The sequence below is a fragment of the Mycobacterium sp. SMC-18 genome (genome assembly GCF_045310895.1).
Lineage (GTDB): Bacteria > Actinomycetota > Actinomycetes > Mycobacteriales > Mycobacteriaceae > Mycobacterium.
Genome location: NZ_JBJIAL010000047.1, coordinates 21,500 through 36,553 on the forward strand (window position 1 = coordinate 21,500; position 15,054 = coordinate 36,553).

Genomic DNA, 15,054 nt, shown 5'->3' on the forward strand with positions numbered 1-15,054 from the left:
GGGGGTAACGCGTGACGACTGCTGATTTCGAGGAACTGCTCAAGGTTCTCGACGTCACCCAGGTCGACGACGACACCTTCACCGGTGGACATCCGAGCCGGAACCCGGTCCGGACCTTCGGCGGCCAGATGATGGCGCAGGCTTTCGTCGCCGCCAGCCGCACGGTGCCGCCGAAGCTGCCGCCGACGACGCTCTCGACGCACTTCATCGCCGGTGGCGATCCGGAGCGCGACCTGGAGTTCAAGGTGGTCCGGCTGCGCGACGAACGTCGCTTCGCGAACCGCCGCGTCGACGTCATGCAGGGCGACACCCTGCTGGCGACGGCGTTGGTGTCACACCTCGCCGGCGGGCGCAGCCTCGAGCACTCGGTCAAGGCTCCGGCGGTGCCGGATCCGTTGTCACTGCCCACCATTGACGACCTGTTGAAGGGCTACGAGGAGACCGTTCCGCTGTTCGTCGAGGCGCTCAAGCCCATCGAGTGGCGTTACACCAACGATCCGGCCTGGGTGATGCGGGACAAGGGCGGCAAGCTCGACCACAACCGCGTGTGGCTCAAGACCATGGGCGCCATGCCCGACGATCCGGTGCTGCACGCGGCGGCCCTGGTCTATTCGTCGGACACGACGCTGCTGGACTCGATCATCACCACGCACGGCCTGTCGTGGGGTCACGACCGGATTTTCGCGGTCACGATGAACCACACCGTCTGGTTCCACCGGCCCATCAAGTTCGACGAGTGGGTGCTGTATTCGACGACGTCACCGGTGGCGGCCGATTCCCGCGGCCTGGCGTCGGGTCATTTCTTCGACCGCGCCGGTCAGGTGCTGGCGACGGTGACTCAAGAAGGCATCGTCAAACACTTTCCGGGCTAAGGCTTTTCGGGTGTCACGGCGTCCGGCTCAGCCGACCGTGACACCGAACTCCTTCTCGATGCGGCCACGGAAATCCTGGACGCAGGTGTTCTGCGCGTTTTGGTCCTGCCCGGCGCGTGTCATGCAGTCGGTGTAGTCGCCGAACCCGACCTGGCGGTAGAAGCCGATCACGACGAAGACGAACACGATCGCCAGCACGGTCGCCAGCGCACCGAGCACGATGCCCGCGCCGGCGACCACGCCGTTGTCGGCGAGGCCCTGCTTGACCCGGCCGCGGCCGAGGACGCCGCACGCCACGGCGCCAAGCCCGAACAGCAGTCCACCGACCACCGACCATGAGGTCAGCAGTCCCACGATGCCCAGAACCAGTGCGGCGGTTCCCATGCCGTTCCGCGGAGCCGACGTGTACGCCCCGTATCCCTGGTTGGCGTACGGCGGCGGTGGCGGCGGGGGATACCCGCCACCGGGATACATGCTCATGACTGCGCAGGGTACCCGTCTTTGCTGAGGTCCAGGTTCAGCACCGTGCAGTGCAGGTCCGGAGGCAGATGGTGCGTGGCCACCACCACGGCCCGGTCGGCGCCGAACAGCGCGCCGGGAGTGAGGAGTTCGGCGAGCAGGCGGTGACTGTCCGCTGCATCGAGATGCTCTGTGGGTTCGTCGAGGAGTACGACGGGGAAGTCGGTCAGCAGGGCGCGGGCGAGCAGCAGTCGGCGCCGCTGGCCGGCAGAGACGGCGGCGGCCCCGCCGGAGAGCAGGGTGGACAACCCGTCGGGCAGTGTCGCGAGCCAGGGTCCCAGGCCGACCTTTGCCAGGGCCGCGGTGAGCTCGCCGTCGGTGGCGTCGCCGCGGGCCACCAGGAGGTTGTCCCGCAGCGTGGTGTCGAACAGGTGCGCGTCCTCGGCGAAAAACCCTGCCGGTGAATCTGTTTCGCGGAGGCAGTCGGCGGTGGACAGCAGCAGGGTGGTCTTGCCGCGCCCACTGGCGCCCAGCACAGCGATCCGGTCGCCGGGTGCGACGTCCAGTGGCGGGACGGCGATGGCGGCGCGGTCGTCGGGGTGTTCGGCCAGCATGCCGGTGAGCCGTGCGATGGCGATGCGGGCCCGCGTCAGCTGCACGGCCGCGGCCGGCAGGGCGCCGGTTGCCTCGAATGCCGAGAGCGGCAGCAGCATGAGGATCGCCAATGTCGTGGGTGCGACGGTCGACGTGAGCGAGATGGCGGCCAGGATCGCGGCGATGGCGCTGGCGCCGGTGGCCAGGATCGGCACCGCGCCGGCCAGGGCCGCGGGGCGGGCGGCGCGGTCGGCGGCCTCGCCCCAGCGGCGGTGGTCCGCGTTGGCCTGCGCGATGACGCCGCCGAGACGGCCGGCCACGGCCAGTTCGGCGGCATGGTCGAGGGCCAGCATGACGGCGGCGTCGCGGTCCGAATGGTGTGCTGCGGCAAGGCGTTCGGTGGCTTCCACGGCGCGGGCCGCCTGCCATGGCGCCCAGACCCCGGCCACCAGCAGTCCGGCAGCGAGGGCGAGCGCGGCGGCAGGCGAGATGACGGCGATGACGATCACCGCGGCGGTCGACAGTACCGTCGCGACGGCGGCGGGTAGCACGGCGCGCACGAGGGTGTCGGCCAGATCGTCGACGGAAGCGCCTGCGCGCGAGACCAATTCGCCGCTGCTCAGGCGCAGCACCGTCGCCGGCGGGGCAGCGGACAGCCGCCGGTACAGCTCGGCGCGGGCCCGCCCGGCAGCGCGCAGCGCCACGTCGTGCGATGCCAGGCGTTCGCAGTAGCCCAGCACGCCACGGGAGATGCCGAACAGCCGGACGGCCACCACCGCGACCGTCAACTCCAGAATCGGCGGCTGCTGCCAGGCCCGGGTGATCAGCCACGCCGACACCCCGGCCAGCGCGAGGGCGCTGCCGAGCGCCGCGGAACCGAGGAGGACGGCCAGCGCGAGGCGGGGGAGCCGGGGCCGGAGCAGGTCGACCGCGAATCTAACTGTGGACACGGGACGCACCTCCCGCCCGGACGATTTCGTCACCGATGGCCAGTACGGCGGCCCGGTGGCCGACGACGATGACGGTCGCGCCGGCCGAGGCGCGGGCCCGGATCGCCTGGAGGACCCGGGTTTCCAGCTCGGCATTCAGATGTGAGGTCGGTTCGTCGAGCAGCAGCACCGGGCTCGGCCGGCCGAGTACCCGCGCCAGCGCGAGGCGCTGCCGCTGACCCAGCGACAGCCCGGAGCCGCCGCGGCCCAGCACGGTGTCCAGCCCGGCGGGCAAGGTGGCCAGCACATCGTCGAATCCCGATGCGCGGCATGCCCCGTCGAGGTCGGGGAGGGTGCCGAGCAACTCCAGGTTCTCCCGCACCGTCCCCGGGACGAGGACGGGCCGTTGCGGCAGCCAGCCGATCTGGTGCCACCAGTGCTGCCGGTCCAGGGCGCCGACGTCGCAGCGCTGTTCGTCGTCGCCGACCCGCACGCGGCCGGCATCGGGCGTCGTCAGCCCCAGAATTGCTTGCAGCGCGGTGCTTTTCCCGCTGCCGTTGGGGCCGGTCAGAACCGTCACCGAGCCGGGCGTGGCCCGCAGCGTCAGATCGTGCGGCGCCGGCCCGTCCCGGCCGTCGATGCTCACGTGCTCCAGTTCGATGGTCGGCCGTACCCCGATCTGTGCGCCGCCCGGTTCCGGTTGCCCGGCGTCCTCGAGCAGCCGGTAGGCGTGCCCGAACGCGACCTTGCCGTCCTGTGCGGCATGGAATTCGACGCCGACGCGGCGCAGTGGCCAGAACACCTCGGGCGCCAGGAGCAGCACCGTCAGCGCGACCGGCAGGGTGACCCCGCCGCTGACCAGTCGCAGCCCGACGCCGACGGCGACCAGCGCCACCCCGAGCGTCGCCAGCAGTTCGAGGACGAGCGCCGACAGGAACGCGATGCGCAACGTGGCCAGGGCCGAATGCCGGTGGGCGTCGGACAGTTCGGTGATGCGCGGCGCGGCGCCCTCGGCGCGGCCCAGGGCCCGCAGCGTCGGGATACCCGCGATCAGGTCGAGCAGACGCGACTGCAGCGTGGCCATGGCGGCCAGCGCGGCCGCCGACCGCTCGGTCGTCATGACACCGATCAGCACCATGAACAGTGGGATGAGCGGCAGCGCGATCAGCACGACGAGCGCGGATTTCACGTCGTACCAAGCGATCACGATGACGGCGGCCGGGGTCAGCAGCACGGACATCACGACGGCCGGCAGATATCGGGTGAAGTACGGTCGCAGCCCGTCGAGTCCGCGGGTCAGCAGGATCGCGGCCTCGTCGTGCACCGCCTGCCGACGATGCGGCGGCAGCGCGGCGACGGCGGTGAGAACCTGTGCGTCGAGGTCGGCGATCATGGCTGTGGCGCCGTGCTGGCTGAGCCTGGCCTGCCACCACTGGGCGCCGGCACGCAGGGACCAGAGGCCGGCGAGCATGAACAGCTGGGGTATCCAGTGCGACAGCGGGGCCCGGGTGGTGATGACCCCGGCCACGACCTGTGCGGTGAGCACCGCTGCGGCGAGCGCCGCCGCGGTGATGACCACGCCACTGCCGACCGTGGCCGCCAGGTGCCGGCGCAGACCGGCGGTCATGCGGGGGTTGGCCGACGATCGGGTCAGTGCGATCCGCCGTTTCGGGACAACCCGATGGATGCCGGGATGTGCGCGGCCGAAATCCGTTGCCGGAAAACCCAGTACGTCCAACCCTGGTAGCAGATCACCAACGGGGTGAGCAGCAGCGCGGCCCAGGTCATCACCTTGAGCGTGTACGGCGTCGACGACGCGTTGTGGATGGTCAGGCTCCACGCCGGATCAAGCGTCGAGGGAACGAGATTCGGGTACAGGCAGCTGAACAGTAGTGCGACCACGGCGGCGACGACGATGGCCGTTGCGGTGAACGCCCACCCGTCGGCGCGGCGCGTCCACACCAGCAGGACCGCCGAGAGCTGGGCCACCACGGCGACGCCCAGTGCTATCCAGGTCACGTCGTTGCCGTAGGCCACCTGGGTCCAGATGCCGAACGCGGCGACGATCACGGTCACCGGAACGGTCAGGCGGGTGGCGAACCGGCGTGCGGTATCGTGCACGGCCCCTTCAGTTTTGAGTGTCACGAACACCGCGCCGTGGAAGGCGAAGAGGCCGGCCGTGGCGATACCGCCGAGCAGGGAGTACGGGTTCAGCACGTCACCGAAGGACAGCTGTATCTGGTGGTGGGCGTCGACGGGGAGGCCGCGCAGGATGGAGGCGAAGGCCACGCCCCACAACACGGCCGGCAGCCAGGAACCCATGGCGATGCCGATGTCGGCCCACCGGCGCCACTGCGGGTCGTCGATCTTGCCGCGCCATTCGATGGCGCAGACCCGCACGATCATGCCGACCAGGATCGCCAGTAGCGGCAGATAGAGGCCCGAGAACAGCGTGGCGTACATGCCGGGGAACGCCGCGAACATCGCCGCACCCGCGGTGATGATCCAGACCTCGTTGCCGTCCCACACCGGTCCGATGGTGTTGAGCGCGGCGCGGCGGTACTGCTCGGCGTCGCCCTCGTCACCGTCGGCGGCGCGGCCGAAGAACTCCATGAGCATGCCGACACCGAAATCGAACCCCTCCAGGACGAAGAAGCCCAGGAACAGCGCGGCCAGGATGATGAACCAGAGGTGCTGAAGTGCCATGGCTGCTCCTCCTAGTACGCGAACGACAGTGGGGCGACGTCGTCGCTACCGGGTGGGGTGGGCGGCGCCGGTTCGGCATCGTGTTCGAGTGGCCCTTCCAGCGTGTAGCGGCGGATCAGCCAGAACCAGATGACGGCGAGCAGCGCATAGAGCGCGGTGAAGGTGATCAGTGAGATCCAGACCGTGCCCGCGCTGTGTGCCGACACGCCCTGCCGGATGGTCAGGTGCAGGTTCGGGTCGCCGGTCGGGTTGGTGGCGACCACCCAGGGCTGGCGGCCCATCTCGGTGAAGACCCAGCCCGCGCTGTTGGCGAGGAACGGCATGGGCAGCGTCACCAGTGCGAACAGGCTCAGCCAGCGTTGCGTGGGGATGCGGCCCTTGCGGGTCAACCACAGTGTGGTGAGCGCGAAAAGCCCTGGGAACGCGAGCAATCCGATCATCATGCGGAACGACCAGTAGGTCACGAACAGGTTGGGCCGGTAGTCACCGGGACCGTACTTGGCTTCGTAGGCCTTCTGCAGGTCCTGCACGCCCTCGAGTCGGACGCCCTCGAACTTGCTCTCGGCGAGGAACGGCAGCACGTACGGCACCTCGATGACGTGCATGACGCTGTCACAGTTGTTGTGCGTACCGATCGTCAGCACCGAGAAATCCGGGTCGGTTTCGGTGTGACACAACGATTCTGCCGACGCCATCTTCATGGGCTGTTGGACGAACATCAGCTTGCCCTGGGCGTCCCCGGTGAGCGTGAGCGAGGCGGCCGCGACGAGCGCCACCCAACAGCCCAGCACGGCGGCGGGCCGGAACATGGTGCGCGATTCCTCCGTGTTGCCACTACGCACCATCCACCATGCGCTGATGGCGGCGACGAAGGTGGAGGCCGTCAGGATGGCGCCGCCGACCGTGTGCGTGAACGCCGCGATGCCGGTGTTGTTGGTCAGCAGCTCCCAGATGCTCGTCAGCTCCGCCCGGCCGGTCTCCGGGTTGTAGTGCGCGCCAACGGGATGCTGCATGAACGAGTTGGCCGAGATGATGAAGAACGCCGACGCGTTCACGCCGAATGCGACGATCCAGATACACGCCAGGTGCACCAGGCGGGGCAGCTTGGTCCAGCCGAAGATCCACAGGCCGATGAAGGTGGATTCGAAGAAGAACGCCGCGAGGCCCTCCAGGGCCAGCGGTGCGCCGAAGACGTCGCCGACGAATCGTGAGTACTCACTCCAGTTCATCCCGAACTGGAATTCCTGCACGATGCCCGTGGCCACGCCGAGAGCGAAGTTGATCAGGAACAGCTTGCCGAAGAACTTGGTCAGCCGGTACCAGGCCGGATTGCCCGTCACCACCCAGATGGTCTGCATGACGGCGAGCAGCGGCGCGAGGCCGATGGTCAGCGGGACCAGGATGAAGTGGTAGACGGTGGTGATCCCGAACTGCCACCTCGATACGTCCAGTGCGTTCATTGAGCCTTCCCCGAGCCGGAGGGATTGGTCTACGACTTACTGTAGTAGTTCATGTGGGCGGCGGTCCACACCGAATTGTGTGGCCAGGCGCACACGTGCGCCCGGCCACACAAATCCGCATGCCGGCATACTCAGGCGTTGGTCGTCGCCCCGGTGAAGGCCTTGTCAACGGCCTTGGCGCCCTTGCGGATTCCGAAGGCGGTGATCACTTCGGCGACACCGGTGACCACCAGCCAGATGCCCGTCACCAGCGCCAGCGTGCCGATGGACTCGATCGGTGAGCCCAGCACCACGAATCCGGCGATCAGGCTGATGACGCCGAGGAAGATGTTCCACCCGCGGGCGGGCAGCCCCGGATCGCTGATCGCCGACACGGTGGTGGCCACACCGCGAAAGATGAAGCCGATACCGATCCAGATCGCCAGCAGCAGTACGGCATCGCCGATATGGCGGAAGGCCAGCACCGCGAGTACCAGGGACGCCGCGCCGCTGATGAATGCCAGCACGCGTCCGCCTGCCGTGATGTGCAGGCTGAAGGCGAACACCACCTGGCCGATACCGGTGACGAGCAGATAGGCGCCGAAGAAGATCGCCGCCACCGCAACGGAGATGCCGGGCTGGGCCAACACGGCGGCGCCCAGTACCACGGAGATCAGGCCCGCGATGAGCTCGGTTTTCCACAGATGCTGCAACAGACTTGGCGGAGTATGCGTGGTCATTGACGCAGTCTCACATATTTGACGCTGAGTGCACCGAGTTCGGACAACCCTGTTTTTCGGTGGTTCTAGATGTGGACAACTGGCGATTGGGCTGCTTGGTGACCATCGTGCCGATAAGGTGCTCTCCAACGCGGCACGCCGACCGATGCGTGCCGGCGGTGTGTCGTGACAGGTGTGGGCAGGCCAGAGTGAAGCACGAAGGAAGAGGCAACGTGTCAGGTGTGAGTCAGTCCCGTCGGGGCACAGCGTGGCGCATTGCGGTGGTGGTGGCTGCGAGTGGCGCGTTGGCGCTGTCGGGCTGCACGAAGAACACCGAATCCAGCTCGCCCGCGTCGAGTTCGTCGGCGGCGCCCGCGGCCAAGGTCGAGTCGATCGCCAACACGGTGCCGGAGGCCATCAAGTCCAGCGGCAAGCTGATCGTCGGCGTCAACATCCCGTATGCACCCAACGAGTACAAGGACCCGAGCGGCAAGGTCGTCGGTTTCGACGTCGACCTGATGAACGCCATCGCCCAGACACTCGGTCTGACGGTCGACTACCGGGAAGAGTCCGACTTCTCGAAGATCATCCCGGCGATCCAGGCCGGCACCTACAACGTCGGCATGTCGTCCTTCACCGACAGCAAGCAGCGTGAGCAGCAGGTCGATTTCGTCACCTACTTCTCGGCCGGCAGCTTGTGGGCGCAGCGCGCCGGTGACCACGTCGACCCCAACAACTCCTGTGGCAAGAAGGTCGCCGTCGAGTCGACCACGGTGCAGGACACCGAGGAACTGCCCGCCAAGTCGAAGGCGTGCACCGACGCCGGCAAGCCGCCCATCGACGTCGTGAAGTTCGACAACCAGGACCAGGCCGCCAACGCCGTCGTCGTCGGCCAGGCCGACGCCATGTCCGCGGACTCGCCCGTGACGTTGTGGGCCATCAAGCAGGCGGGCGGCAAGCTCGTGCAGGCCGGCGAGGTGTTCGACTCGGCTCCGTACGGATGGCCGGTGAAGAAGGGTTCGCCGCTGGCGCAATCGCTGCTGCAGGCATTGCAGCACCTCATCGACAACGGCACGTACAAGCAGATCGCGACGAACTGGGGCGTGCAGGCCGGAATGATCGACAAGCCGGTCATCAATGGGGCCACCAGCTGACGTGACGGCTGTTGAGTCAGCGGCGGACCCGAGCGGTCCCGCCGCCATCCACGCGGTACCGCTCCGACATCCCTGGCGGTGGGTCGGGGCCGTCGCGATCATCGTCGTCGCCGGGCTGTTCCTCTACGGCGCCGCGACGAACCCCGCGTATGGCTGGGACACCTACCTCAAATACCTGCTCGACGTGCGAGTGGCCGAGGCGGCGTGGAACACCGTGCAGCTCACCATCTATGCGATGGCGATCGGCTTGGTGCTCGGCGTCGTCCTGGCCGTGATGCGGCTGTCACCGAACCCGGTGTTCCGTGCGGTCGCGTGGGGCTATCTGTGGATTTTCCGCGGTACTCCCGTGTACGTGCAGCTGGTGTTCTGGGGCCTGTTCCCGTCGATCTACCAGAACATTCAGATCGGGGTGCCGTTCGGGCCGTCGTTGTTCCACATCCAGCTGCAGGGACTGTCGCTGGCGTTCGAGATGGCCTTCATCGGCCTGGGCCTCAACGAAGCCGCCTACATGGCCGAAATCATCCGTGCCGGAATCATTTCCGTCCCGGAGGGACAGACCGAGGCGTCGGTCGCCCTCGGTATGTCGTGGTGGATGACCATGCGCCGCACCGTTCTTCCGCAGGCGATGCGGGTCATCGTGCCGCCCACCGGCAACGAGCTGATCAGCATGCTGAAAACCACATCACTGGTCACGGCCGTGCCGTACACGCTCGAGCTGTACACCCGCACGCGGGACATCTCCGCGGTGATCTTCCAGCCCATCCCGCTGTTGCTGGTTGCAGCCACCTGGTACCTGGTCATCACCAGCGTGCTGATGGTCGGCCAGTTCTACCTGGAGCGCTACTTCTCGCGGGGTGCGTCGCGCAAGCTGACGAGCAAACAGCTCGAGGCCCTTGCCCTGGCGCAGATGGGTGACCACGGAGGTATGCCCGCATGACGCCCATGGTGCGCGCCGAACAGGTGTGCAAGAGCTTTGGTGCCCTCGACGTGCTCAAGGGCGTCTCGCTCGAGGTCGAGCGCGGACAGGTCCTCGTGCTGGTCGGTCCCTCCGGTTCCGGCAAGTCGACGTTCCTGCGGTGTATCAATCACCTGGAACAGGTCAGCGCCGGGCGGTTGTACGTCGATGAGGAGCTGGTCGGGTACCGCGAACGCGGGGGCAAGCTGCACGAACTCCCGCCCAAGGAGGCCGCCCGCCAGCGCCGCGATGTCGGCATGGTCTTCCAGCACTTCAATCTGTTCCCGCACCGGACCGCGCTGGAGAACATCATCGAGGCGCCGGTACACGTCAAGGGTGTCAAGCGGGACGCGGCGGTGAGTCGTGCGCGGGACCTGCTCGACCAGGTGGGGTTGTCCAGCAAGGCCGATGCCTATCCGGCCCAGTTGTCCGGCGGCCAGCAGCAGCGCGTGGCGATCGCCCGCGCGCTGGCGATGGAGCCCAAGCTGATGCTGTTCGACGAACCGACCTCGGCGCTGGACCCGGAACTGGTCGGAGACGTCCTCGCGGTCATGAAAAAGCTTGCCCAACAGGGCATGACGATGATCGTCGTCACGCACGAGATGGGCTTCGCCCGCGAGGTGGCCGACCAGCTGGTGTTCATGGACGGCGGCGTGGTGGTCGAGCGTGGCGCCCCGCGTGAGGTGATGGCCGACCCGAAACATGAACGCACGAAGGCCTTTCTGTCCAAAGTGATGTAGTGGCTGTGCACCCCGCGTCGAAGGCGGAACCAGAACCGGACCCGGCCGCCCCGCTGTGGCGGGCGGCACAGGGCTTCCGGCTGCTCAGCTGCCTGTACGCCTTGGGTTTCCAGCTCGCGGTCAATGACGATCTGCGACACCCGGCCGTCACATGGGCATTGTTCGGGGTCCTCATCGCGTGGAGCCTGGCCTGCGCGGTGGCCTATCTGCAGGGTTTCGGCCGCCGGAAGGCCTGGGTGCTGACCGAGGTGCTGGTCGTCATCCTGCTGGTGTTGTCCACCGAGCTGGTGGCGTCCCCGGCGTGGATCGCCGGCAACCAGTCGTGGCCGACGACGTTGTGGGCCACCAACGCGACGCTGTCCGCGGCCATCCAGCTGGGGCCACTGACCGGAATGGGCATCGGGCTGCTCGTGACGGCTGCCGGCGCGGTGCTCAAGGGCTACTTCGACCCCAATCTCGGCCGGCAGGCGACGCTCGTCATCGAGTTGGCGGTGGGGCTCGCCGTCGGGATGGCCGCGCAGACCGCGCGCCGTGCGCACGCGGAGCTGCAGCGGGCCATCCGATTGGCGGCGGCGACCGCGGAGCGCGAGCGGCTGTCCCGGCAGGTGCACGACGGCGCCATCCAGGTGCTGGCGCTGGTGGCCCGCAAGGGGCGGGAAATCGGTGGTGCGACAGCCGAACTCGCGCAGCTGGCCGGCGAGCAGGAACGGGCGCTGCGCCGACTGGTCAGTTCCGGTCTGGACGAGGCCCCGGGCGGTCTGGTCGACGTTGGGGAGATGCTCCGGGCCCGCGCGGGTGATCGCGTCGCGGTGAGCGTGCCGCCGGACCCGGTGCTGCTCGACGCCGCCGTGGCGGGCGAACTCGATGCCGCGGTCGCCAACGTGCTGGGCAACACGGTCGCACACGCGGGCCCCGAGGCCCGGGCTTACGTCCTCGTCGAGGACCTGGACGGGCAGGTCGTGGTGAGCGTCCGCGACGATGGGGTGGGGATCGCCGACGGACGGTTGGCGCAGGCAGCTGCGGAGGGGCATATGGGTGTGACGAAATCGATTGTGGGACGGCTGGAATCGCTCGGAGGTAAAGCCGAGCTGACGACGTCGCCGGGAGCCGGCACCGAGTGGGAGCTGACGGTACCGAGGGCGGCCGGCGATGTCTGAGCCACAGTTGACGGTGATGGTGGTCGACGACCACCCGATCTGGCGGGACGCCGTCGCCCGTGACCTCGAGGACTCGGGCTTCACCGTGGTGGCCACCGCCGACGGTGTGGCCGCCGCGGGCCGGCGGGCCGCGGTGGTCAAGCCCCAGGTGGTGCTGATGGACATGCGGCTGTCCGACGGCAGCGGCGTCGAGGCGACCACGCAGGTGCTGGCGGTCTCACCCGCGAGCCGGGTGCTGGTGCTGTCGGCCTCCGACGAGCGCGACGACGTCTTGGAGGCCGTGAAGGCCGGTGCCACCGGGTATCTGGTGAAGAGCGCCTCCAAGGCCGAGCTGGCCGACGCGGTGCGCGCGACAGGTGAGGGGCGTGCGGTGTTCACCCCGGGGCTGGCCGGTCTGGTGCTGGGGGAGCACCGGCGCATGGCCAAGACGCCGGGTGCGGACCCGGCTGCGGGCCTGACGGAGCGGGAAACCGAGATCCTGCGGTACGTGGCGAAAGGCTTGACCGCCAAGCAGATTGCCGAACGCCTGACGCTCAGCCACCGCACCGTCGAGAATCACGTGCAGGCGACGTTCCGCAAGCTGCAGGTGGCCAACCGGGTCGAAGCGGCGCGCTATGCCATCGAGCACGGGCTGGACTGAGCGCCGTCGGCTCGGGACGGGCCGGCCGCGGACAGCCGCCCGACCAGATACCAGGTGTGCATCAGCCCTTTGCCCTTGACGTCGATCTCGCCGCGCTCCTCGAATTCGTATGCGTGGCGCAGACGTTCATACACGTTGTGCGGCACCTGGATTCGGCCGGCGACGTCGGTGCTCTCCATGCGGGACGCGACGTTCACCGCGTCGCCCCAGACGTCGTAGAAGAACTTGCGTGACCCCACCACACCGGCCACCACGGGGCCGGCGGCAATGCCGATGCGGACCGGGACGGGGCGCCCCTTGGGATCGGTCAGCCCGCGGACCGAATCGGCGAAGTCCAGTGCCAGGCAGGCCAGCGCCTCGAGGTGATCGGCCCGGCCGTGCGGTATGCCGCTGACCACCATGTAGGAGTCACCGCTCGTCTTGACCTTCTCCAAGCCGTGCCGGTCGACGAGTGCGTCGAGCCCGGTGTAGAGCGTGTCCAGGAACTGGACCAGATCGGCGGGGGTGGTGTCGCTGGCGCGCTGGGTGTAGCCGGCGATATCGGCGAAAAGTATTGAGGCGTCGTCGAATTTGTCGGCGATCACCGAATGCGCCGGATCTTTGAGTCGCTGCGCGATGGACTCGGGGAGGATGTTCGCCAGCAGCGTCTCGGACCTGAGGTATTCGGCCTGGATGGCGCGCTGGGCGATGGCGTTCTCCCGCAGCACCGACCAGACCGTCGCCATCACGATGAGGCAGGCCGACACCGCGGTGATGACGAACGACACCCGGCTTTCCATCTCGCTCTGCGCTCCGGTGTGCGCCGGGACGGTGAATTCCAGGATGCTCGCGGTGACGATGCCGACGGCGGCGACGGCGGCCGCGAAACCCACATGTTCGAGGCCCACGATCAGCAGTGCGATGGCACCCGCCACCGCGAAATACAGCAGAATTCCCGAGCCGGTGCCCACATTGATGGTCACGACGGTCACCGTGGCGTAGGCGATGAGTATGAATGCCGCCGGCGCCACGAGTTCACCGAACCGGTACAGCGTCGGCACGAGCAGGAAGAGCACCGCGCCGGCCAGGTTCACGGCGCCGATCCACATCGTGTAAGGCCCCGTGGTCAACGCCTGCAAGGCGAAGAAGACGCTGAGCACCGCGCCGAGGCGGCTGGTGCGCGTCAGGATTCGGCGACTGCGGGCGACGGTCGGGCTGAGGATGTCGGCGTCGGGGCGAAGGCACTCGCGGACGGTCGCGGTCGGCACGCAGACCGAACGGCGCACGGCAGCGACCAAATCGGCGCTGGCCGGGGTCGCGGCGCCGCCGGTGAGGCGAGCGTCGTCCATGATCGCCATGGAGTAAGGGTAGACGCGCGGGACCGGGTTTGGTGCTCCGCTGCGGATACTCCGCTGATGGCGAAACAGCGGGTCGCCGCGGTACCGCCGGCGCGATGTTCCGGATTGGTTGCGGGACCCATAATGGCCAGTCGCTGTGGCCATTTTGGAGGGCTCGCTGAGTGGGACATTCGTGGGTACTGGGTGTCCCTTCGCCGCCACCGAAAAGTATGTACGGCGACGATCAATATCAAAATTGCCAGATATTCGACAGTTGCGTCGAATGGTGTTTCTGGTGCATCGGCTGAAGCTGTTGAACTGCGTATATGCGGAAAAAATGCTTGCTCATGACAATTTTGCAAACCGATTTTGATTAGCTGTTTGTGAACATACCAGAGGTATTTAGGACATCTCTATATTTGCCTGTTTCGCATGCTCGGACTATTTCGATCAGATTTCGGATTTGCGCTCAATAAATTGTTGTCGGAGCAGTAAATTAACTGCCACGCGTCGTTGTCGAGGGGCGACGACCAGGGCGGAAAGGGGACTGCGGTGAACCGTCTGGTCCGTGCTCTCATGCTGAGAGTCGTTGTCGTATTGATGCCATTGGCTGTCATCTGCACCTACAGCCACGTGACGCCCGCGCCGACTCGAACGGTCGCGATCGACGTCATACCCACCGCCGAGATCGATGACACGCATTCGACCATCGGCATCGCCGACTCCAGCCTCTACGGACTGTCGCCGGCGGAGATCGACAAGACCCTGACCCAGCTGCAGTCCATCGGGGTGCAGAACATCCGGGTCTTCGTCCCATGGGCGTTGATCAAGATGACGGGTCCGAATGATCTTGCGAATGACGCCAACTGGACGCTGATGAACAACGTGATGGACGCCGCGCGCGCCCACAACATGGGTGTGCTGGCGGTCATCAGCCACACCCCGCTGTGGGCGGCGCCGAGTGGGACCACCCCGGGTGCGGGCGCACCCGATCCAGCCGTCTACGCGGACTTCGTGAAGCAGGTGGCCACCCGCTACGGCGACGTCATCTCCGCGTACGAAGTCTGGAACGAGCCCAACAGCTTCACGTTCTTCCAGCCGATGGATGCCGCCAAGTACACCGCCATCCTGAAGGCCGTCTACACCACCCTGAAGGGCGGCGACGGGACCACCGGTGTGGACCCGACGGCCTCGGTCATCGCGGGCGCCCTGGCGCCGATTCAGGACTTCTTCGGACTCACGTCGTCTCCGCAGACCTTCCTGGCCGCAATGTATGCCGCCGGCGCCAAAGGCTTTTTCGGCTCTTCATGATTGAGGGTGTAGAACGGTCAGCTGCTGTCGGCCTGTGATTGGGGTGTCTGGTTGGCTGGGTGT

General features: G+C 67.4%; 14 protein-coding genes. 7 read left to right on the plus strand and 7 right to left on the minus strand.

The features are described from left to right. Nucleotides 1-11: 11 nt before the first annotated feature. Nucleotides 12-872 carry an acyl-CoA thioesterase II gene (locus ACJH6J_RS26340; RefSeq protein WP_212813998.1) on the plus strand — a complete coding sequence of 287 codons (861 nt, stop codon included), beginning with the start codon at nucleotides 12-14 and terminating at the stop codon, nucleotides 870-872. A gap of 27 nt (nucleotides 873-899) precedes the next feature. Here the strand turns inward: ACJH6J_RS26340 and ACJH6J_RS26345 are convergent, their stop codons facing one another. From ACJH6J_RS26345 to ACJH6J_RS26370, 6 genes are all read right to left on the minus strand, one after another. Beyond that, entirely contained in the window at nucleotides 900-1,352 is a 453-nt protein-coding gene (locus ACJH6J_RS26345) for a DUF4190 domain-containing protein (RefSeq protein ID WP_212814000.1), read from the minus strand. Beyond that, nucleotides 1,349-2,884 carry an ATP-binding cassette domain-containing protein gene (locus ACJH6J_RS26350; protein ID WP_406776218.1) on the minus strand — a complete coding sequence of 512 codons (1,536 nt, stop codon included), beginning with the start codon at nucleotides 2,882-2,884 and terminating at the stop codon, nucleotides 1,349-1,351. The genes ACJH6J_RS26345 and ACJH6J_RS26350 overlap by 4 nt, the downstream gene beginning before the upstream one ends. Then, entirely contained in the window at nucleotides 2,862-4,481 is a 1,620-nt protein-coding gene (gene cydD, locus ACJH6J_RS26355; RefSeq protein ID WP_406804779.1) for a thiol reductant ABC exporter subunit CydD, read from the minus strand. The genes ACJH6J_RS26350 and cydD overlap by 23 nt, the downstream gene beginning before the upstream one ends. A 23-nt stretch (nucleotides 4,482-4,504) precedes the next feature. After that, entirely contained in the window at nucleotides 4,505-5,560 is a 1,056-nt protein-coding gene (cydB, locus tag ACJH6J_RS26360; protein ID WP_406804780.1) for a cytochrome d ubiquinol oxidase subunit II, read from the minus strand. An 11-nt stretch (nucleotides 5,561-5,571) separates the two neighbouring features. Then, a complete protein-coding gene (locus ACJH6J_RS26365) occupies nucleotides 5,572-7,020 on the minus strand; it encodes a cytochrome ubiquinol oxidase subunit I (protein WP_406804781.1) in 1,449 nt (482 codons plus the stop codon). A 131-nt stretch (nucleotides 7,021-7,151) separates the two neighbouring features. Next, complete coding sequence (locus tag ACJH6J_RS26370; protein WP_406804786.1) at nucleotides 7,152-7,757, minus strand: HdeD family acid-resistance protein; 606 nt, start codon at nucleotides 7,755-7,757, stop codon at nucleotides 7,152-7,154. A gap of 203 nt (nucleotides 7,758-7,960) precedes the next feature. Here ACJH6J_RS26370 and ACJH6J_RS26375 point away from each other — a divergent pair, with 203 nt between their 5' ends. Genes ACJH6J_RS26375 through ACJH6J_RS26395 form a run of 5 tightly spaced genes read left to right on the plus strand, consistent with a single transcriptional unit; the run spans nucleotide 7,961 to nucleotide 12,364 of the window. Continuing rightward, nucleotides 7,961-8,872, plus strand: coding sequence for an ABC transporter substrate-binding protein (locus tag ACJH6J_RS26375; protein ID WP_212814010.1), 912 nt, complete (start codon nucleotides 7,961-7,963; stop codon nucleotides 8,870-8,872). Further along, nucleotides 8,856-9,809 (plus strand): amino acid ABC transporter permease, encoded by a 954-nt coding sequence (locus tag ACJH6J_RS26380; protein WP_212814012.1) that lies wholly within the window; start codon nucleotides 8,856-8,858, stop codon nucleotides 9,807-9,809. The genes ACJH6J_RS26375 and ACJH6J_RS26380 overlap by 17 nt, the downstream gene beginning before the upstream one ends. 5 nt (nucleotides 9,810-9,814) lie before the next feature. Next, complete coding sequence (locus ACJH6J_RS26385; RefSeq protein WP_212814758.1) at nucleotides 9,815-10,567, plus strand: amino acid ABC transporter ATP-binding protein; 753 nt, start codon at nucleotides 9,815-9,817, stop codon at nucleotides 10,565-10,567. Then, a complete protein-coding gene (gene macS / locus ACJH6J_RS26390) occupies nucleotides 10,567-11,724 on the plus strand; it encodes a MacS family sensor histidine kinase (protein WP_406804782.1) in 1,158 nt (385 codons plus the stop codon). Before ACJH6J_RS26385 ends, macS begins: the two co-directional genes overlap by 1 nt. After that, nucleotides 11,717-12,364: a response regulator gene (locus ACJH6J_RS26395; RefSeq protein ID WP_406804783.1), complete on the plus strand. Its 648-nt coding sequence runs from the start codon at nucleotides 11,717-11,719 to the stop codon at nucleotides 12,362-12,364. The genes macS and ACJH6J_RS26395 overlap by 8 nt, the downstream gene beginning before the upstream one ends. Here ACJH6J_RS26395 and ACJH6J_RS26400 read toward each other — a convergent pair. Then, on the minus strand, nucleotides 12,337-13,701 hold the full coding sequence (locus tag ACJH6J_RS26400) for an adenylate/guanylate cyclase domain-containing protein (RefSeq protein ID WP_406804784.1): 1,365 nt from the start codon (nucleotides 13,699-13,701) through the stop codon (nucleotides 12,337-12,339). The two genes, ACJH6J_RS26395 and ACJH6J_RS26400, sit on opposite strands and share 28 nt — an antisense overlap. A 579-nt stretch (nucleotides 13,702-14,280) precedes the next feature. Here ACJH6J_RS26400 and ACJH6J_RS26405 point away from each other — a divergent pair. Continuing rightward, the gene (locus ACJH6J_RS26405; RefSeq protein WP_406804785.1) at nucleotides 14,281-14,991 is read left to right on the plus strand and encodes a cellulase family glycosylhydrolase; all 711 of its coding nucleotides are present in this window, start codon (nucleotides 14,281-14,283) and stop codon (nucleotides 14,989-14,991) included. Nucleotides 14,992-15,054: the final 63 nt, after the last annotated feature.